This is a genomic window from Janthinobacterium sp. PSPC1-1, from assembly GCF_049897625.1.
Taxonomy (GTDB): domain Bacteria; phylum Pseudomonadota; class Gammaproteobacteria; order Burkholderiales; family Burkholderiaceae_D; genus Janthinobacterium; species Janthinobacterium tructae.
On the sequence record NZ_JAFCWP010000003.1, the window covers coordinates 589,101 to 601,789 of the forward strand.

The window sequence follows — 12,689 nt, forward strand, 5'->3', positions numbered from 1 at the left end:
ATGTTCTCTCGGTTAAATGCGCACGCAAATGACGCTGTCGCCTTCGGCCACGGCCAGCGCTTCGAGCAGCTCTGGCGGCAAGCCGACGGTGTCCTGCGCTTCGAGCGCATCGCAGGTAAAGGTGACGGCGCGGAAGTTGCGTTCCGCGCCCGAAGCGACCGCGTAATGCACTTTCAGGCCCGTGCGACTGGGCGTGACGCCTGCGACGACGCGGCGCGTGAGCGAGCCCGTAAACGAGCGCAGCGCATGCTTGTGCGCTTGCAGGATCGGGCCGCCATCGAAGATGTCGATGTAATCGTCGGCCTCAAAGCCTTCTTCCGTCAGCAAATTGAACGCCAGTTCGCCGCTCGGGTGGATCTGGCCCATGGCCGCCTGCGCGTCGCCTGGCAACAGCGGCACGTACACGGGGTAGTGCGGCATCAGTTCGACGATCAGGGTGCGGTTGCGCGCGCCGCCGATGACTTTTTCGGCATCGAGGAAATCCATCTGGAAGAACTTGCGGCCCAGCGCATCCCAGAACGGCGACTGGCCGTTGGTGTCCGTGATGCCGGCCAGCGGCACGAAAAAGCGGTCGCCGAAACGGTGCGGCGCCAGTACGGCAAACAGCAGCCGCGCGCGCGACAGCAGGGCCGCTTCCAGGCCCGCCTGCTCCATGTTGCGCACGTAGAAGCCGGACAGCTGCGAGTACGCCGTCAGCTCCGAGCACAGGGTCAGCGCATGCACGCTGTGGCTGATGTTCAGGTCACGCGAGACTTGCTGGATGACGTCGTTGCGAAAGGAAAAATAGGTGCCGTTCGAGCCGGCCGAGGCGAAGATGGCGGCCGTGCCAAAGATGCTCTTGTCGAGCAGGGATTCAAGCACGAAGAGGTATGACTCTTCGCTGGGGATGTCGACATGGGCGGCAAACGAGGCGATGGAGCGCTCGACGGAGGCGGCGATTTTTTCGCGCGTCTTCGGCAGGGTATGGACACCCGGCATGGTTACCGCGGCCAGCGCTTCGAGGGCTGCGATATCCGCAATTTCTACCGGACGGACAACATACATGGGTACTCCTTCAATGCTGACGATACTTGGGCTGAATACCCGGGTAGAACCAAGCCGGCCCGCAGCAAAGCGGCGGGCCGGTGATCAAACAGGGAGCGAGGCTAGCCTCAGGCTTTCAGCATGCCGTCGATGGCGACGCGCAGCAGACGACCCGCTTCGGCAATCTGCTCGTCCGAGACGATCAGGGCCGGTGCCAGGCGCACCACGTCCATGCCGGCGATCAGCACCATCAAGCCTTGCGCTTCGGCCGCCTTCTGGATGTCTTTCGCGCGGCCCTTGTAGGCATCGCTGACTACCAGGCCCAGCAGCAAACCGCTGCCGCGCACGATGGAGAACACTTGCGGGTAATCCGTGATCAAGCCTTGCAGCATGGCGATGGTGTTGACGCTGGCTTCTTTCACACGCGCCAGGAACGCTGGCGTGTTGATCGTTTCCAGTACGCTCAAGGCCACGGTAGCGGCCAGCGGGTTGCCGCCGTAGGTGGTGCCGTGGGTACCGACGGACAGGGTTTGCGCCAGTTCATTCGTGGTCAGCATGGCGCCGATCGGGTAGCCGTTGCCCAGCGCCTTGGCGGCCGTCAGGATGTCCGGCGTGACGCCATAGCCCATGTAGGCGAACAACGCGCCAGTGCGGCCCATGCCGCTCTGGACTTCATCGAAAATCAGCAAAGCACCCGTCTTGTCGCACAGGGCACGCAGCTCCTTGAGGAATTCAGGATTGCCCGGCACCACGCCGCCTTCGCCTTGTACCGGCTCGACGATCACGGCGCACACGTCATCGCCGATGGCGGCGCGCGCCGCTTCGATGTCGTTGTAGGCGATGTGGTCGATCGACGGTGGCAGCGGCTCGAAGCCTTCCGTGTACTTGGCCTGGCCACCGACGGACACCGTAAACAGGGTGCGGCCGTGGAAGGAGCTGAAGCACGAGATGATGCGCGACTTGTGCGCACCGAATTTGGTGTGCGCGTACTTGCGCGCCAGTTTCAGGGCCGCTTCGTTGGCTTCCGCGCCCGAGTTGCAGAAGAAGGCGCGGTCGGCGAAAGTCGCTTCCGTCAGGGCCAGCGCCAGGCGCAGCACAGGCTCGTTGGTGTAGCCGTTGCCCAAATGCCACAAATTATTGATTTGCTTGGTCAGCACGTCGACCAGGACCGGATGGCAGTGGCCCAGGCTGTTGACGGCGATGCCGGAGGTGAAATCGAGGTAATGCTTGCCTGACTGGTCCCACAGATCCAGTCCGGAACCGCGCACGGGCACCATGGCTGCAGGGGCGTAGGTAGGAACGAGGACCTGGTCAAAGGTATCCCGGGTGACTGGACGAGCCGTTACGGTCGAATCAAGCTTGGCATTCATAGCATTTCCCCATCAATATGTTAGGTACTCCGCAGCTACGACAGCTACGTGTGTACTGCATTATAAAAAGCGGGATGCTAAAACTCTTTTGAATCTGCGACAAGGATTTTCACAATTCATCACAGCTGCCTTGACACCGGCTAGGCCGGCGGCATCAGCTTGCGCTGCCGTTCCTCACGGGGCGTATTGCCAAACAAGGTGCCAAACGCCGTGGAAAAGTGCGAGCCGGAGGAAAAGCCGCACATCAGGCCCACTTGCACGATGGAATAATGTGTATCGAGCAATAGTTGCCGTGAGCGCTGCAGGCGCAGCTCCAGGTAGTAGCGCGACGGCAAGCTGCCCAGGTATTGCTTGAACAGCCGTTCCAGCTGGCGCCGCGACAGGCCCACCAGGCTGGCGATGTCGTCGGTCGACAGCGGCTCCTCGATATTGGCTTCCATCAAGGTGACCGCTTCGGACAATTTCGGCTGCAGCACGCCGAAACGCGCCTGCAAGGCCACGCGCTGGCGTTCTTCCTTGCCGCGTACCTTGTCCACGCACAACGCTTCCTTGACGAGCGCCTGCACGTCGGCGCCAAAGATGGTCTCGATCAGGGTCAGCGAAAAATCGATGCTGGCCGCTCCGCCGCAGCAGGTAATGTGCGGGCCGTCGATGTCGAACAGGTGCGGCGTCAGGATGGCGCGTTCGGCCTTCGCTTCCGCATCCGCGTACAGGGCCCAGGGCAAGGCGATGCGCACGCCATCCATGACGCCCGCGTCGGCCAGCCACAGCACGGCTGCGCCCACGCCACCCCAGAATGGCGCCGAACGGCAGCGCTCAATCACGGCCCGGCACAGCTCGGCGCGCAGCGGCGCCTGCGTTTCATCGGCCACCAGCAGCGCGATATGCCAGTTGCCGCCCTGCTGGACTACTTGTTCGGGCGTGCGCACGTCCAGTTGCAGCGCGTCCGGCCCCAGCGCCCGCGCGCACAGGCGCAGCGGTTGCACCAGGCCCGCCCAGGTAATCGACTCGGCATCGCCGGCATGGACCAACAGCAGGCGCAGCGGTTTGTCGAGGCCGATACGGGAAAGATTAGCGAAAGACATCGGCGGGGCGGACCAGGGGCAAGGGCTGAGTTGCCCACATGATACCGGAGTTCCGCCCCATCGAACCCTTCATGCAATAACGCCGCTGCCCCGGCGGAAAAAAGCGGGATGGAAGGATATAATCACACCCCATGGGTGAACGATATTTAAAAAGTATCCGGCTGCTGGCCGAATGCATGCAAGGCTTCGAGCGGTTTTCAGGCGACTTCGTGCGCCAGTACGGCTTGACGCATGCGCAATTCGACATCATTGCCACGCTCGGCAACACCTGCGGCATGTCCTACAAGGAGCTGGGCCAGAAAACCCTGATTACCAAGGGCACCTTGACGGGCGTGGTGGACCGGCTGGAGCAAAAGGGGCTGGTGGTCCGCGAACGTTGCACGAAAGACAAGCGCTCCTACTTCGTGCGCTTGAGCTGCGAGGGTGAACAGGTGTTCCATGACGTGTTCCCCAAGCTGACACAGCAGGGACAGCGCTTGTTTGACGGCTATACCGAAGACGATTTCATGCGCTTGGAAACCACCCTGGCAAGCCTGAAACACGCCATCGCCAACGGCCACAGTTGATAATTCACCAAGCACATTCAAACAAGACAAAGGAAACCAAGTTGAAAACTACACTACTCGACGGCAAAAAGCCCGCTCATTTCGATAAACACATCATCGGCAATCTGCTGCTCAACGCCAGCACGCCGGAACTGGTACGCCAGGAAAAACTGATCATCGGCGTGCGCAACGAAGACGGCGAAATCTACCGCCTGATCGGCGCCACCAAGCACAACAGCTTCATGAATGCCGTCGAGGAACTCTTCGACCTGGGCTTGACGGATGAGCTGGAAGACAGCGACGAGCTGGTCGAAGGCTGCGACGCGATCTTCAGCGAATCTGACTGATAGCGCTCGCATAATCCAAAAAGGGCATGCCGCTGATCCAGTGGCCTGCCCTTTTTCCGTTTACGGGGATTTACTTGCCTTTTACTCGCTTGTTTGCGAAAAGATCACGGTTAAAAAGTTCCGTACGGAAATATTGCGAGTATAATTTTTTCAATGAACAGACTCGACGCCTTTAAAAGCATCGCCGCACAAGCCGCTCGTGGCGAGCTGACCTTTCCTGCCAATGTGAACGCTTCGCTCAAGCTGCAAGAGGCGCTGGCCGATCCCGACTGCCATATCGAGGCCGCCGCCAAGCTGGTGCAAGCCGACCCGCTGCTGGCCGCGCGCACGGTGGCCATCGCCAATTCGGTGGCGTTCAACCGCTCCGGCAATGAAATCACCAGCGTACGCAATGCCGTGCAACGGCTCGGCGTGCGTACCCTGCAGTCGGTGGTAGCGTCGCTGATCGTACGCCAGCTGGGCAGCACCATTACCGATCCCGTGCTGCAGGCGAAGGCCAAGCAGCTGTGGGAACATACGGCCCACGTGGCGGCCCTGTCGCAGGTACTGGCTCGCCGCGTCACCAGGGTGGACCCGGATACGGCCCTGTTTGCCGGCATCATGCATGAAGTGGGCGGCTTTTATCTGCTGTCACGCGCAGCCGAATTCCCCGGCATCCTCGACGGCGAACCGCAGGACTGGGTCGAACATGGCGAACAAGCCATCGGCCATGGCGTATTGACCAAACTGAAGGTGCCGGAAGCGGTGATGGGCGCCATCGCTGCGCTGTGGGAAGGCTTGCGCGCCATCCCGCCCGAATCGCTGGGCGACACCTTGCTGCTGGCGAATGACCTGGCGCCGGTCTCGTCACCCCTCAACGAAAGTCCGGCCGCCATCGCCGTGCGCGCCGCCCGCGCCGCCGGCAGCATCGATTGCGTGATCGGCGATGCGACCCTGTCGAGCATCATGGAAGAATCGGACGATGAAGTGCAGTCGCTGCTGAAGGTGCTCGTGCATTAATCCTGTTTTACCGGCACCGGCGGCATGATCGGCACGCCCGGCGCCGGCTTCTTCACGTCAACGATCAGCACATGCTTGTCCATGGCCTGCGTTCCCTGCTTCTGCTGGGCGACTTGCGTGGCGACCGCCCGGGTGCTCAATAGTGGCTTCGGATGGCGTGGCATGAACATGGCGTACCTGCTGGCAGTGGGAGACGCCGCATATGTGCAGCGACGATCCAATTATCAAGCTCCGAACAAAAAAAACCCGCTCGAAAGCGGGTAAAGTCCAAAGCTAGGGATGTCCTGAAAGAGACAGCCCTATCTTATGTGGTGCGCCGCGTCGGCTCCGTGCGCTGGCACACTTAGCGGGCAGATTATCCCGGCAGCAGCTGCACATCCGTTTCCTGCCAGGCACGCAGCTGCCGCACGCGGGCAAACCAGGCCTCGATATGCTGGTACTGCGCCAGCGGCAGCCGCACGGCCTCGCTGTACATCAGCGGCGCGGCCACGGCGAAATCGGCCAGGGTCACAGCGTCTCCGCTGAGCCAGTCGCGCTGCGCCAGATGCGCGTCCAGCACCACGGCGCACTCATGCAGATCGCGCTCGCCGCGCGCCTCTTCCAGCGGGTCCGCCGGACCATTGCCCGTCATGCCCTTCCAGGCGCGTTCCCAGGCCAGCACGCTGATGGCCGGCGCGAAATGCTGCGCCGCCCAGAACAGCCAGCGGTTGACGTCGGCGCGTGCTTGCGGCGCCTGCGGATAAAGCGTCTGGCCCGGCACCTGCTCGGCCAGGTACTGCATGATGGCGCACGATTCCCACAGCAGGAAAGCGCCATCGGCCAGCACGGGCACCTTGCCGTTCGGGTTCAGTTCGCTCAGGCGGCGGCGGTCGTCTGCATTCATCAGGTCGACTTCGGCCAGTTCCAGAGGCAGGCCAAGGTGGATCGCCGTCATCAGGGCACGGCGGGCATTCGAAGACATGGGGTGGTGGTACAGGCGCATGGTAGATGGCTCCGGTGAGTGAAGAAGCCACCATCGTAGAACCAGTCACTGACAGTTTTTGTCAGGAGCGCATCTCAGGATTCCGGATCAATCTCGTGGGCCTTGCGCCAGGTATCCAACAGCACATGCCGCCGCGTGGGATAGCGCTCCTCGTGCCGCTGCACGTCGGCGATGCGGTCGATGCGGAAATGCCGGTAATCGCCACGCAGCTCGCACCAGGCGGCCAGCAGGCGCTTGCCTTCAAAAAAGGCCAGGGCAAACGGCCACACCGTGCGCGAGGTGGCGCTGCCATGCTCATCCTGATAGGCGAGCGTGAGCTTCTGTTCATAGCGGATGGCCTCGCGCACTGGCTGCACGTAGCGGTCGGCCGGCTGCGTGCCATCGGCGGGACGGCCCAGCGGCACCCACAAGCTGGTCTCGGCCATGCTGTCGCGCAGGTCGCGCGGCGAGGCGGCCGCGATCTTCGCCAGGGCATTGCTGGCCGCCTGCGCCAGGCCCGCATCGCCCTGGCGGCGCACCCAGCGCGCGCCCAGCACCAGCGCTTCCAGTTCATCGGGACCGAACATCAGCGGCGGCAGAAAGGCGCCACGGCGCAGCACATAGCCGATGCCGGCCTCACCCTGCAGGGGCGCGCCCAGTTCGGCCAGGGTCTGGATGTCGCGGTAAATCGTGCGCTCGGAAACGCCCAGCTGCTGCGCCAGCTGGGCCGCCGTGACGGGCACGCGCCTGGCGCGCATGGCGTCCATCAGCAGGAACAAGCGGCCGCTGCGGCTCATGGACAAGCCTGCAAAGCCTGGTCGCCCATCACCAGGGCCGACAGGGCCGGCACGTACAGATAGCCGTCTGGCGCCAGGCGCGCCGCGCGCGGGCCTTCGTCCACGCCAGCGATACCGTAGCAGCGCTGCAGCCGTGCTGCCCCCGGCCACCAGTGGACGGCAGCCTCCTGGTCGGGAAAGCGCTGGCGCACGCCATCGGCCTGCGCCGCCACCTGCCGGAAGTCGCGGTAGAAGGCGGGGACGATGCCCAGCTCCGCGGCAAAGGCCGCTTCCAGCGCCGCCACCTGCGCCAGTTGCACGGCCAGCGCCGCAGTTTCACGCTCCAGCTCATCGGCCGGTACGCCCGCCTCGATCAGGCTGCGGCGCATGTGCTGCGGGCCTTCCTGCGCGCGCAGGAAGGCCGACTCCTGCAGCGCCAGCACGGCGGTGTCTGGAATGCTTGTATGGTGCGCGGCCGGGAAAACGTACAGGGCACAGCTGCCGGCACACACGGTGTCGATGGCGAGGCTCCATTGCTGCTGGCGCAGGTAGCGCCCCAGCAGCATGGCCGCCGGCGGGTCGCCGCCTGCGCTATTGATGCGCAGCACGGTGGTCGCTGGCGTGGCCAGCTGCCGCAGCTGGTCCACGTCGCCCTCGGCGATGGCGCCGCGCAGGGCGATGGTATCGCTGCCTACGCGGCTCAATTCCGCGGCACTGCCCAGCGTGCCGATGCCCGCCATGAGGCCCATCACTATCAAACGCTTCATCGTCATCCGTTACAAAAAAAACGACCACCGCGCGGGTGATCGTTCTTGAATTCGTCATGCAACAAACTGCGCTTACACCACGGCGCCGTCAGTCTCGTCTTTTTCCTTGATCGGCTTGATCAAGTCTTCGCGCTTGACGCCCAGCCACATGGCGATCGAGGCCGCGACGAACACGGACGAGTAAATACCGAAGCAGATACCGATGGTCAGCGCCAGTGCGAAGTGGTGCAGGGTCTGGCCGCCGAAGACCAGCATCGACAGCACCATCATCTGGGTTGAACCGTGGGTGATGATGGTACGCGAAATGGTGCTGGTGATCGCGCTGTCGATCACTTCATGCACGCTCGCCTTGCGCTGCTTGCGGAAGTTTTCGCGGATACGGTCAAAGATCACCACCGATTCGTTGACCGAGTAGCCCAGCACCGCCAGGATCGCCGCCAGCACCGTCAGCGAGAATTCCCACTGGAAGAAGGCAAAGAAGCCCAGGATGATCACCACGTCATGCAAGTTGGCGATAATGGCCGACACGGCGTATTTCCATTCGAAGCGCACGGCCAGATAGGCCATCACGCCCAGGATCACCACCACCAGCGCGTTCAGACCGTTCTGCGTCAATTCGTCGCCCACTTGCGGGCCGACGAATTCGACTTTCTGCAGCACCAGCGCTTCGTTGCCGGCGGCGTCCAGGCAGGCGGTCTTGATGACGTGCTCGCCCTTGTCGGTGACGGTATCGATGCCCTTGGTCGTGCCTTGCTCGACCTTGCACAGGGTTTCGAACACGCGCTGCGAGGTATTCGCGGCAGTCACGCCCTTTTCCACCGGCAGGCGGATCATCACGTCGCGCGCCGTATCGAAGCTGGTCACGCCAGGCTCTTCGTAGCCCATGCCGATCAGGGTGCCGCGTATGCCTTCAAGGTTGGCCGCTTTCGGGTACTTCACCTCCAGCACGGTGCCGCCCTTGAATTCCACGGACAGGTGCAAGCCCTTGTGGAACAGGAAGAAGACGGCGGCAAGGAAGGTCACGGCCGAAATGACGTTGAAAATCAACGCATGGCGCATGAAGGGAATATCTTTTTTGATCCGGAAAAATTCCATGAAATCCTCTGAGTTCTATTCTGTGCGTCCGGCGGTTGTGCCACCGGACGCGATCGCTGTTGTCGCTATTGGGTGAGTCAGGGCCGCCGCTTATTTGCTCGTGCCCGGCACCCACACCGTGCCGATCGACAAGGTCGTCAGCTTTTTCTTGCGGCCATACCAGAGGTTGACCACGCCGCGCGACACGAACACGGAGGAGAACATCGACGTCAGGATGCCCAGGCAATGCACGACGGCAAAGCCGCGTACGGGACCGCTGCCGAAGGCCAGCAACGCCAGGCCGACGATCAGGGTGGTCACGTTCGAGTCGAGAATCGTGGCCCATGCACGGTCGAAGCCGGCGGAGATCGCCGCTTGTGGCGTACTGCCGGCACGCAACTCTTCACGGATACGTTCATTGATCAGCACGTTGGCGTCAATCGCCATGCCCAGCGCCAGCGCGATCGCGGCGATACCTGGCAGTGTCAAGGTCACCTGGATCATGGACAGCAAGCCGACCAGCAACAGCAGGTTGGTGGCCAGGGCCAGCACGCTGAAGGCGCCGAACAGCATGTAGTAGGCGATCATGAAGATGGCGATGGCGATGAAGCCATACAAGGTCGAGTGGAAGCCCTTGGCGATGTTTTCCGCGCCCAGTTGCGGTCCGATCGTGCGTTCTTCGATGACGGTCATCGGTGCGGACAAGGCGCCCGAGCGCAGCAGCAGCGCCAGTTCATTCGCGTTTTCCGCGCCGCCCATTCCGGTGATCTGGAAGCGCGAGCCGAGTTCCTGCTGAATGGTCGCAACCGACAGCACTTCCGGCTTGCCCTTTTCAAACAGCACGATGGCCATGCGCTTGCCCACGCGCTCACGCGTCGCTTCGCGCATCTTGCGGCCGCCGTCGCCGTTCAGGTCGATCGACACGGCCGCTTGCTGGTTCTGGTCGAAGCTGGCCGTCGCGCTGGAGATATAGTCGCCCGTCAGGATCACGTCTTTCGACAGGACGACAGGCACGCCCTTGCCAACCGTAAACAGTTCCGAGTTGAACGGAATGGCGCTCGACAGTTCCGTGCCAGGCACGATGCCTTCGTCGACCAGGCGCACTTCCAGCGTCGCCGTGCGGCCGATGATGGCTTTCGCGCGGGCCACGTCCTGTACGCCAGGCAGTTGCACCACGATACGGTCAGGACCTTGCTGCTGGATCAGCGGCTCGGACACGCCCAGCTCATTGACGCGCTTGGACAGGGTGGAGATATTCTGTTTCACGCCTTCGTCGATGGTCGCTTTCAGGGCCGCCGGTTTCAGGGTGATGTTCAGTTTCAAATCGCTGCCTTCGCCCGCATCGGCGAAAGCCAGTTCCGACATCTGGTCGGACAGCACATTCTTGGCCTTCAGGCGCGTTTCCGCGTCACGGAAGTTGATCTGCACGCTGTCACCCACGCGCTCGATGCCGGCGTGACGGATATTCTTGTCGCGCAGCACGCTACGCGCGGCGGACTGGACGCCCTGAATTTTCTTGTTCAGTACGGCTTTCGCATCGACCTGCATCAGGAAGTGCACGCCACCGCGCAAATCCAGGCCCAGGTACATGGGCAAGGCATGCAATTTTTGCATCCACATCGGCGTATTGGCTTGCAGGTTGACCGTCACGATGTACGCAGGGTCGCTGGCATCCGTATTCAGGTCCTTTTCCAGCACCAGTTTTGCCTTGAATTGGGTATCGGGATCGGCGAAACGCACGCGCACGGAGGCGAGGTTGCCAGCGCCATCCATGGTCACACCTTCCGACTTGACGTTTTCTTTCGTCAATATTTCCGCGACTTGCGTCATCAGATCGCCCGTCACTTTGACGGTCGACTTGCCGCTGGTTACTTGCAGCGCCGGTGATTCACCGAAATAATTGGGTGCCGTATAGAGTGCGCCCAGCAATAAGGCGACGACGATGATGATGTATTTCCAGGCAGGATAGCGATTCATATTGATTCAGCGTTCAGTGTTGAGCGTCGGAGGCGTCGCGAGGGGCGGCGGATAGCCGCCCCGGTCATCATTGCCTAGGCAATGACAGCGAGGAATTACAGCGCCTTCAGGGTGCCTTTAGGCAGCAAGGTGGTGATGGAGCTCTTTTGCACCGTGACTTCGGTGCCGGTCGCCACTTCGATGGTGACGTAAGCGTCCACTACCTTGACAACACGGCCCAGCATGCCGCCAGCGGTGACGACTTCGTCACCCTTGGCCAGCGCATCCATCATCGCCCGTTGTTCTTTGGCGCGTTTTTGCTGTGGACGGATCATCAGGAAATACATGACCACGAACATCAATACCAGCGGCAGGAAGCTGGTCAGGTTGCCGCCGAAGCCCAGGGCGTCGGTTGGGGCTTGCGCATAAGCGTTGGAAATGAAAAACACGGTGACTCCAGTTCTAATCAGTTTGAAAAAATAGCGCTGTATTCTAGCATTGGCTATACGTCATAACCCGAATTGCAGGCATGGCAACTTTAAGTGGGGCTAAAAAGGCATTATGCAATGCTTTATCGCCCCAGTCCAAGCACCAATACACAAAACTTCCAGCGCTGCCACCGCCAGGGCTCAAGCTAAGCTTTTCTTAAGTTCCGCGTGCGCGTTCCGCATGGAATTGCAGGGTAAACGCGTGGAAACGGTCTTCATCCAGCGCTTCACGCATCTGGCGCATCAAGTCCAGGTAGTAATGCAGGTTGTGGATGGTGTTCAGGCGCGCGCCGAGGATTTCCTTGGAACGGTGCAAATGGTGCAGGTAGGCGCGCGAAAAGTTGCGGCAGGCGTAGCAGCTGCAGGTCTCATCGAGTGGCGCCTGGTCTTCCTTGTACTTGGCATTCTTGATCTTGATGTCGCCAAAACGGGTAAACAGCCAGCCGTTGCGGGCGTTACGCGTCGGCATGACGCAATCGAACATGTCGATGCCGTTCGACACGCCGGCCACCAGGTCTTCCGGCGTGCCCACGCCCATCAGGTAATGCGGCTTGTTGGCCGGCAGGCGCGGGCCCACGTGGGCCAGCATGCGCATCATGTCTTCCTTCGGCTCGCCGACGGACAGGCCGCCGATGGCGATGCCGGGGAAATCGATCTCTTCGAGCTTGGCCAGCGACTCGTCGCGCAGCATTTCGAACATGCCGCCCTGCACGATGCCGAACAGCGCGTTCGGGTTTTCGCCGCGGTGGAACTCGTCCTTCGAGCGCTGCGCCCAGCGCAAGGACATGCGCATCGACTTGGCCGCTTCCTCGATGGTGGCCGGGCGGCCAGCAATCTCGTACGGCGTGCATTCGTCGAACTGCATGACGATGTCGGAATTCAAGACGCGCTGCACCTGCATCGACACTTCCGGCGAGAGGAACAGTTTATCGCCGTTGATGGGCGAATTGAAATGCACGCCCTCTTCCGTGATCTTGCGCATGGCGCCCAGCGAAAACACCTGGAAGCCACCCGAATCGGTCAAAATCGGCTTGTTCCAGCCCATGAAACCGTGCAAGCCGCCGAATTTCTCCATGACGGTGTTGCCAGGACGCAACCACAAGTGAAACGTGTTACCCAGGATGATCTGCGCGTCGATCTCATTGAGTTCCAGCGGCGACATGGCTTTCACGGTGCCGTAAGTGCCCACTGGCATGAAGATCGGCGTCTGCACGACGCCATGGTTGAGTTTCAAGGTGCCGCGGCGTGCCTTGGTCAGGCCGCTCGTGTCGGTCTTGAGTAGTGTAAATTCCAGCATG

14 protein-coding genes are annotated in these 12,689 nt (G+C 61.7%); 3 read left to right on the plus strand and 11 right to left on the minus strand.

Annotated features, from left to right (window positions below):
- Positions 1-12: 12 nt before the first annotated feature.
- The 3 genes from ACP7EG_RS13720 to ACP7EG_RS13730 form a co-directional block, all read right to left on the minus strand.
- On the minus strand, positions 13-1,044 hold the full coding sequence (locus tag ACP7EG_RS13720; RefSeq protein ID WP_426088024.1) for an arginine N-succinyltransferase: 1,032 nt from the start codon (positions 1,042-1,044) through the stop codon (positions 13-15).
- Between the two features lie 107 nt (positions 1,045-1,151).
- Positions 1,152-2,393, minus strand: coding sequence for an acetylornithine/succinylornithine family transaminase (gene astC / locus ACP7EG_RS13725; RefSeq protein ID WP_426088025.1), 1,242 nt, complete (start codon positions 2,391-2,393; stop codon positions 1,152-1,154).
- Between the two features lie 140 nt (positions 2,394-2,533).
- Positions 2,534-3,478 carry a GlxA family transcriptional regulator gene (locus tag ACP7EG_RS13730; protein ID WP_426088026.1) on the minus strand — a complete coding sequence of 315 codons (945 nt, stop codon included), beginning with the start codon at positions 3,476-3,478 and terminating at the stop codon, positions 2,534-2,536.
- Positions 3,479-3,609: 131 nt separating this feature from the next.
- Here ACP7EG_RS13730 and ACP7EG_RS13735 point away from each other — a divergent pair, with 131 nt between their 5' ends.
- The 3 genes from ACP7EG_RS13735 (at position 3,610) to ACP7EG_RS13745 (ending at position 5,369) form a co-directional block, all read left to right on the plus strand.
- The gene (locus ACP7EG_RS13735) at positions 3,610-4,044 is read left to right on the plus strand and encodes a MarR family winged helix-turn-helix transcriptional regulator (protein WP_426088027.1); all 435 of its coding nucleotides are present in this window, start codon (positions 3,610-3,612) and stop codon (positions 4,042-4,044) included.
- 41 nt (positions 4,045-4,085) lie between these two features.
- Complete coding sequence (locus ACP7EG_RS13740; protein ID WP_071075179.1) at positions 4,086-4,370, plus strand: hypothetical protein; 285 nt, start codon at positions 4,086-4,088, stop codon at positions 4,368-4,370.
- 153 nt (positions 4,371-4,523) lie between these two features.
- The gene (locus ACP7EG_RS13745) at positions 4,524-5,369 is read left to right on the plus strand and encodes an HDOD domain-containing protein (protein ID WP_071075178.1); all 846 of its coding nucleotides are present in this window, start codon (positions 4,524-4,526) and stop codon (positions 5,367-5,369) included.
- Here ACP7EG_RS13745 and ACP7EG_RS13750 read toward each other — a convergent pair.
- From ACP7EG_RS13750 to tgt, 8 genes are all read right to left on the minus strand, one after another.
- Entirely contained in the window at positions 5,366-5,539 is a 174-nt protein-coding gene (locus ACP7EG_RS13750; protein ID WP_180287849.1) for a hypothetical protein, read from the minus strand. The genes ACP7EG_RS13745 and ACP7EG_RS13750 overlap by 4 nt on opposite strands.
- A 185-nt stretch (positions 5,540-5,724) precedes the next feature.
- Positions 5,725-6,351: a glutathione S-transferase family protein gene (locus ACP7EG_RS13755; RefSeq protein WP_426088028.1), complete on the minus strand. Its 627-nt coding sequence runs from the start codon at positions 6,349-6,351 to the stop codon at positions 5,725-5,727.
- Between the two features lie 74 nt (positions 6,352-6,425).
- On the minus strand, positions 6,426-7,127 hold the full coding sequence (locus ACP7EG_RS13760) for a helix-turn-helix transcriptional regulator (RefSeq protein WP_426088029.1): 702 nt from the start codon (positions 7,125-7,127) through the stop codon (positions 6,426-6,428).
- Positions 7,124-7,873, minus strand: coding sequence for a hypothetical protein (locus ACP7EG_RS13765; protein ID WP_426088030.1), 750 nt, complete (start codon positions 7,871-7,873; stop codon positions 7,124-7,126). The genes ACP7EG_RS13760 and ACP7EG_RS13765 overlap by 4 nt, the downstream gene beginning before the upstream one ends.
- Before the next feature lie 72 nt (positions 7,874-7,945).
- Positions 7,946-8,968 carry a protein translocase subunit SecF gene (gene secF / locus ACP7EG_RS13770; RefSeq protein WP_426088031.1) on the minus strand — a complete coding sequence of 341 codons (1,023 nt, stop codon included), beginning with the start codon at positions 8,966-8,968 and terminating at the stop codon, positions 7,946-7,948.
- Positions 8,969-9,058: 90 nt separating this feature from the next.
- Positions 9,059-10,924: a protein translocase subunit SecD gene (gene secD, locus ACP7EG_RS13775; protein ID WP_426088032.1), complete on the minus strand. Its 1,866-nt coding sequence runs from the start codon at positions 10,922-10,924 to the stop codon at positions 9,059-9,061.
- Positions 10,925-11,019: 95 nt separating this feature from the next.
- Entirely contained in the window at positions 11,020-11,352 is a 333-nt protein-coding gene (gene yajC / locus ACP7EG_RS13780) for a preprotein translocase subunit YajC (RefSeq protein WP_096238151.1), read from the minus strand.
- Between the two features lie 196 nt (positions 11,353-11,548).
- Positions 11,549-12,688, minus strand: coding sequence for a tRNA guanosine(34) transglycosylase Tgt (gene tgt / locus ACP7EG_RS13785; protein WP_426088033.1), 1,140 nt, complete (start codon positions 12,686-12,688; stop codon positions 11,549-11,551).
- Between the last annotated feature and the right edge of the window lies 1 nt (position 12,689).

Excerpts from the sequence above, each read along its gene's own strand:
- ACP7EG_RS13755 (WP_426088028.1), bottom strand. The coding sequence starts at position 6,351 with ATGCGCCTGTACCACCACCCCATGTCTTCGAATGCCCGCCGTGCCCTG.
- ACP7EG_RS13720 (WP_426088024.1), bottom strand. The coding sequence starts at position 1,044 with ATGTATGTTGTCCGTCCGGTAGAAATTGCGGATATCGCAGCCCTCGAA.
- astC (WP_426088025.1), bottom strand. The coding sequence starts at position 2,393 with ATGAATGCCAAGCTTGATTCGACCGTAACGGCTCGTCCAGTCACCCGG.
- secD (WP_426088032.1), bottom strand. The coding sequence starts at position 10,924 with ATGAATCGCTATCCTGCCTGGAAATACATCATCATCGTCGTCGCCTTA.
- secF (WP_426088031.1), bottom strand. The coding sequence starts at position 8,968 with ATGGAATTTTTCCGGATCAAAAAAGATATTCCCTTCATGCGCCATGCG.
- ACP7EG_RS13750 (WP_180287849.1), bottom strand. The coding sequence starts at position 5,539 with ATGTTCATGCCACGCCATCCGAAGCCACTATTGAGCACCCGGGCGGTC.
- ACP7EG_RS13730 (WP_426088026.1), bottom strand. The coding sequence starts at position 3,478 with ATGTCTTTCGCTAATCTTTCCCGTATCGGCCTCGACAAACCGCTGCGC.
- ACP7EG_RS13745 (WP_071075178.1), top strand. The coding sequence starts at position 4,524 with ATGAACAGACTCGACGCCTTTAAAAGCATCGCCGCACAAGCCGCTCGT.
- ACP7EG_RS13735 (WP_426088027.1), top strand. The coding sequence starts at position 3,610 with ATGGGTGAACGATATTTAAAAAGTATCCGGCTGCTGGCCGAATGCATG.
- ACP7EG_RS13765 (WP_426088030.1), bottom strand. The coding sequence starts at position 7,873 with ATGAAGCGTTTGATAGTGATGGGCCTCATGGCGGGCATCGGCACGCTG.
- tgt (WP_426088033.1), bottom strand. The coding sequence starts at position 12,688 with ATGCTGGAATTTACACTACTCAAGACCGACACGAGCGGCCTGACCAAG.
- ACP7EG_RS13760 (WP_426088029.1), bottom strand. The coding sequence starts at position 7,127 with ATGAGCCGCAGCGGCCGCTTGTTCCTGCTGATGGACGCCATGCGCGCC.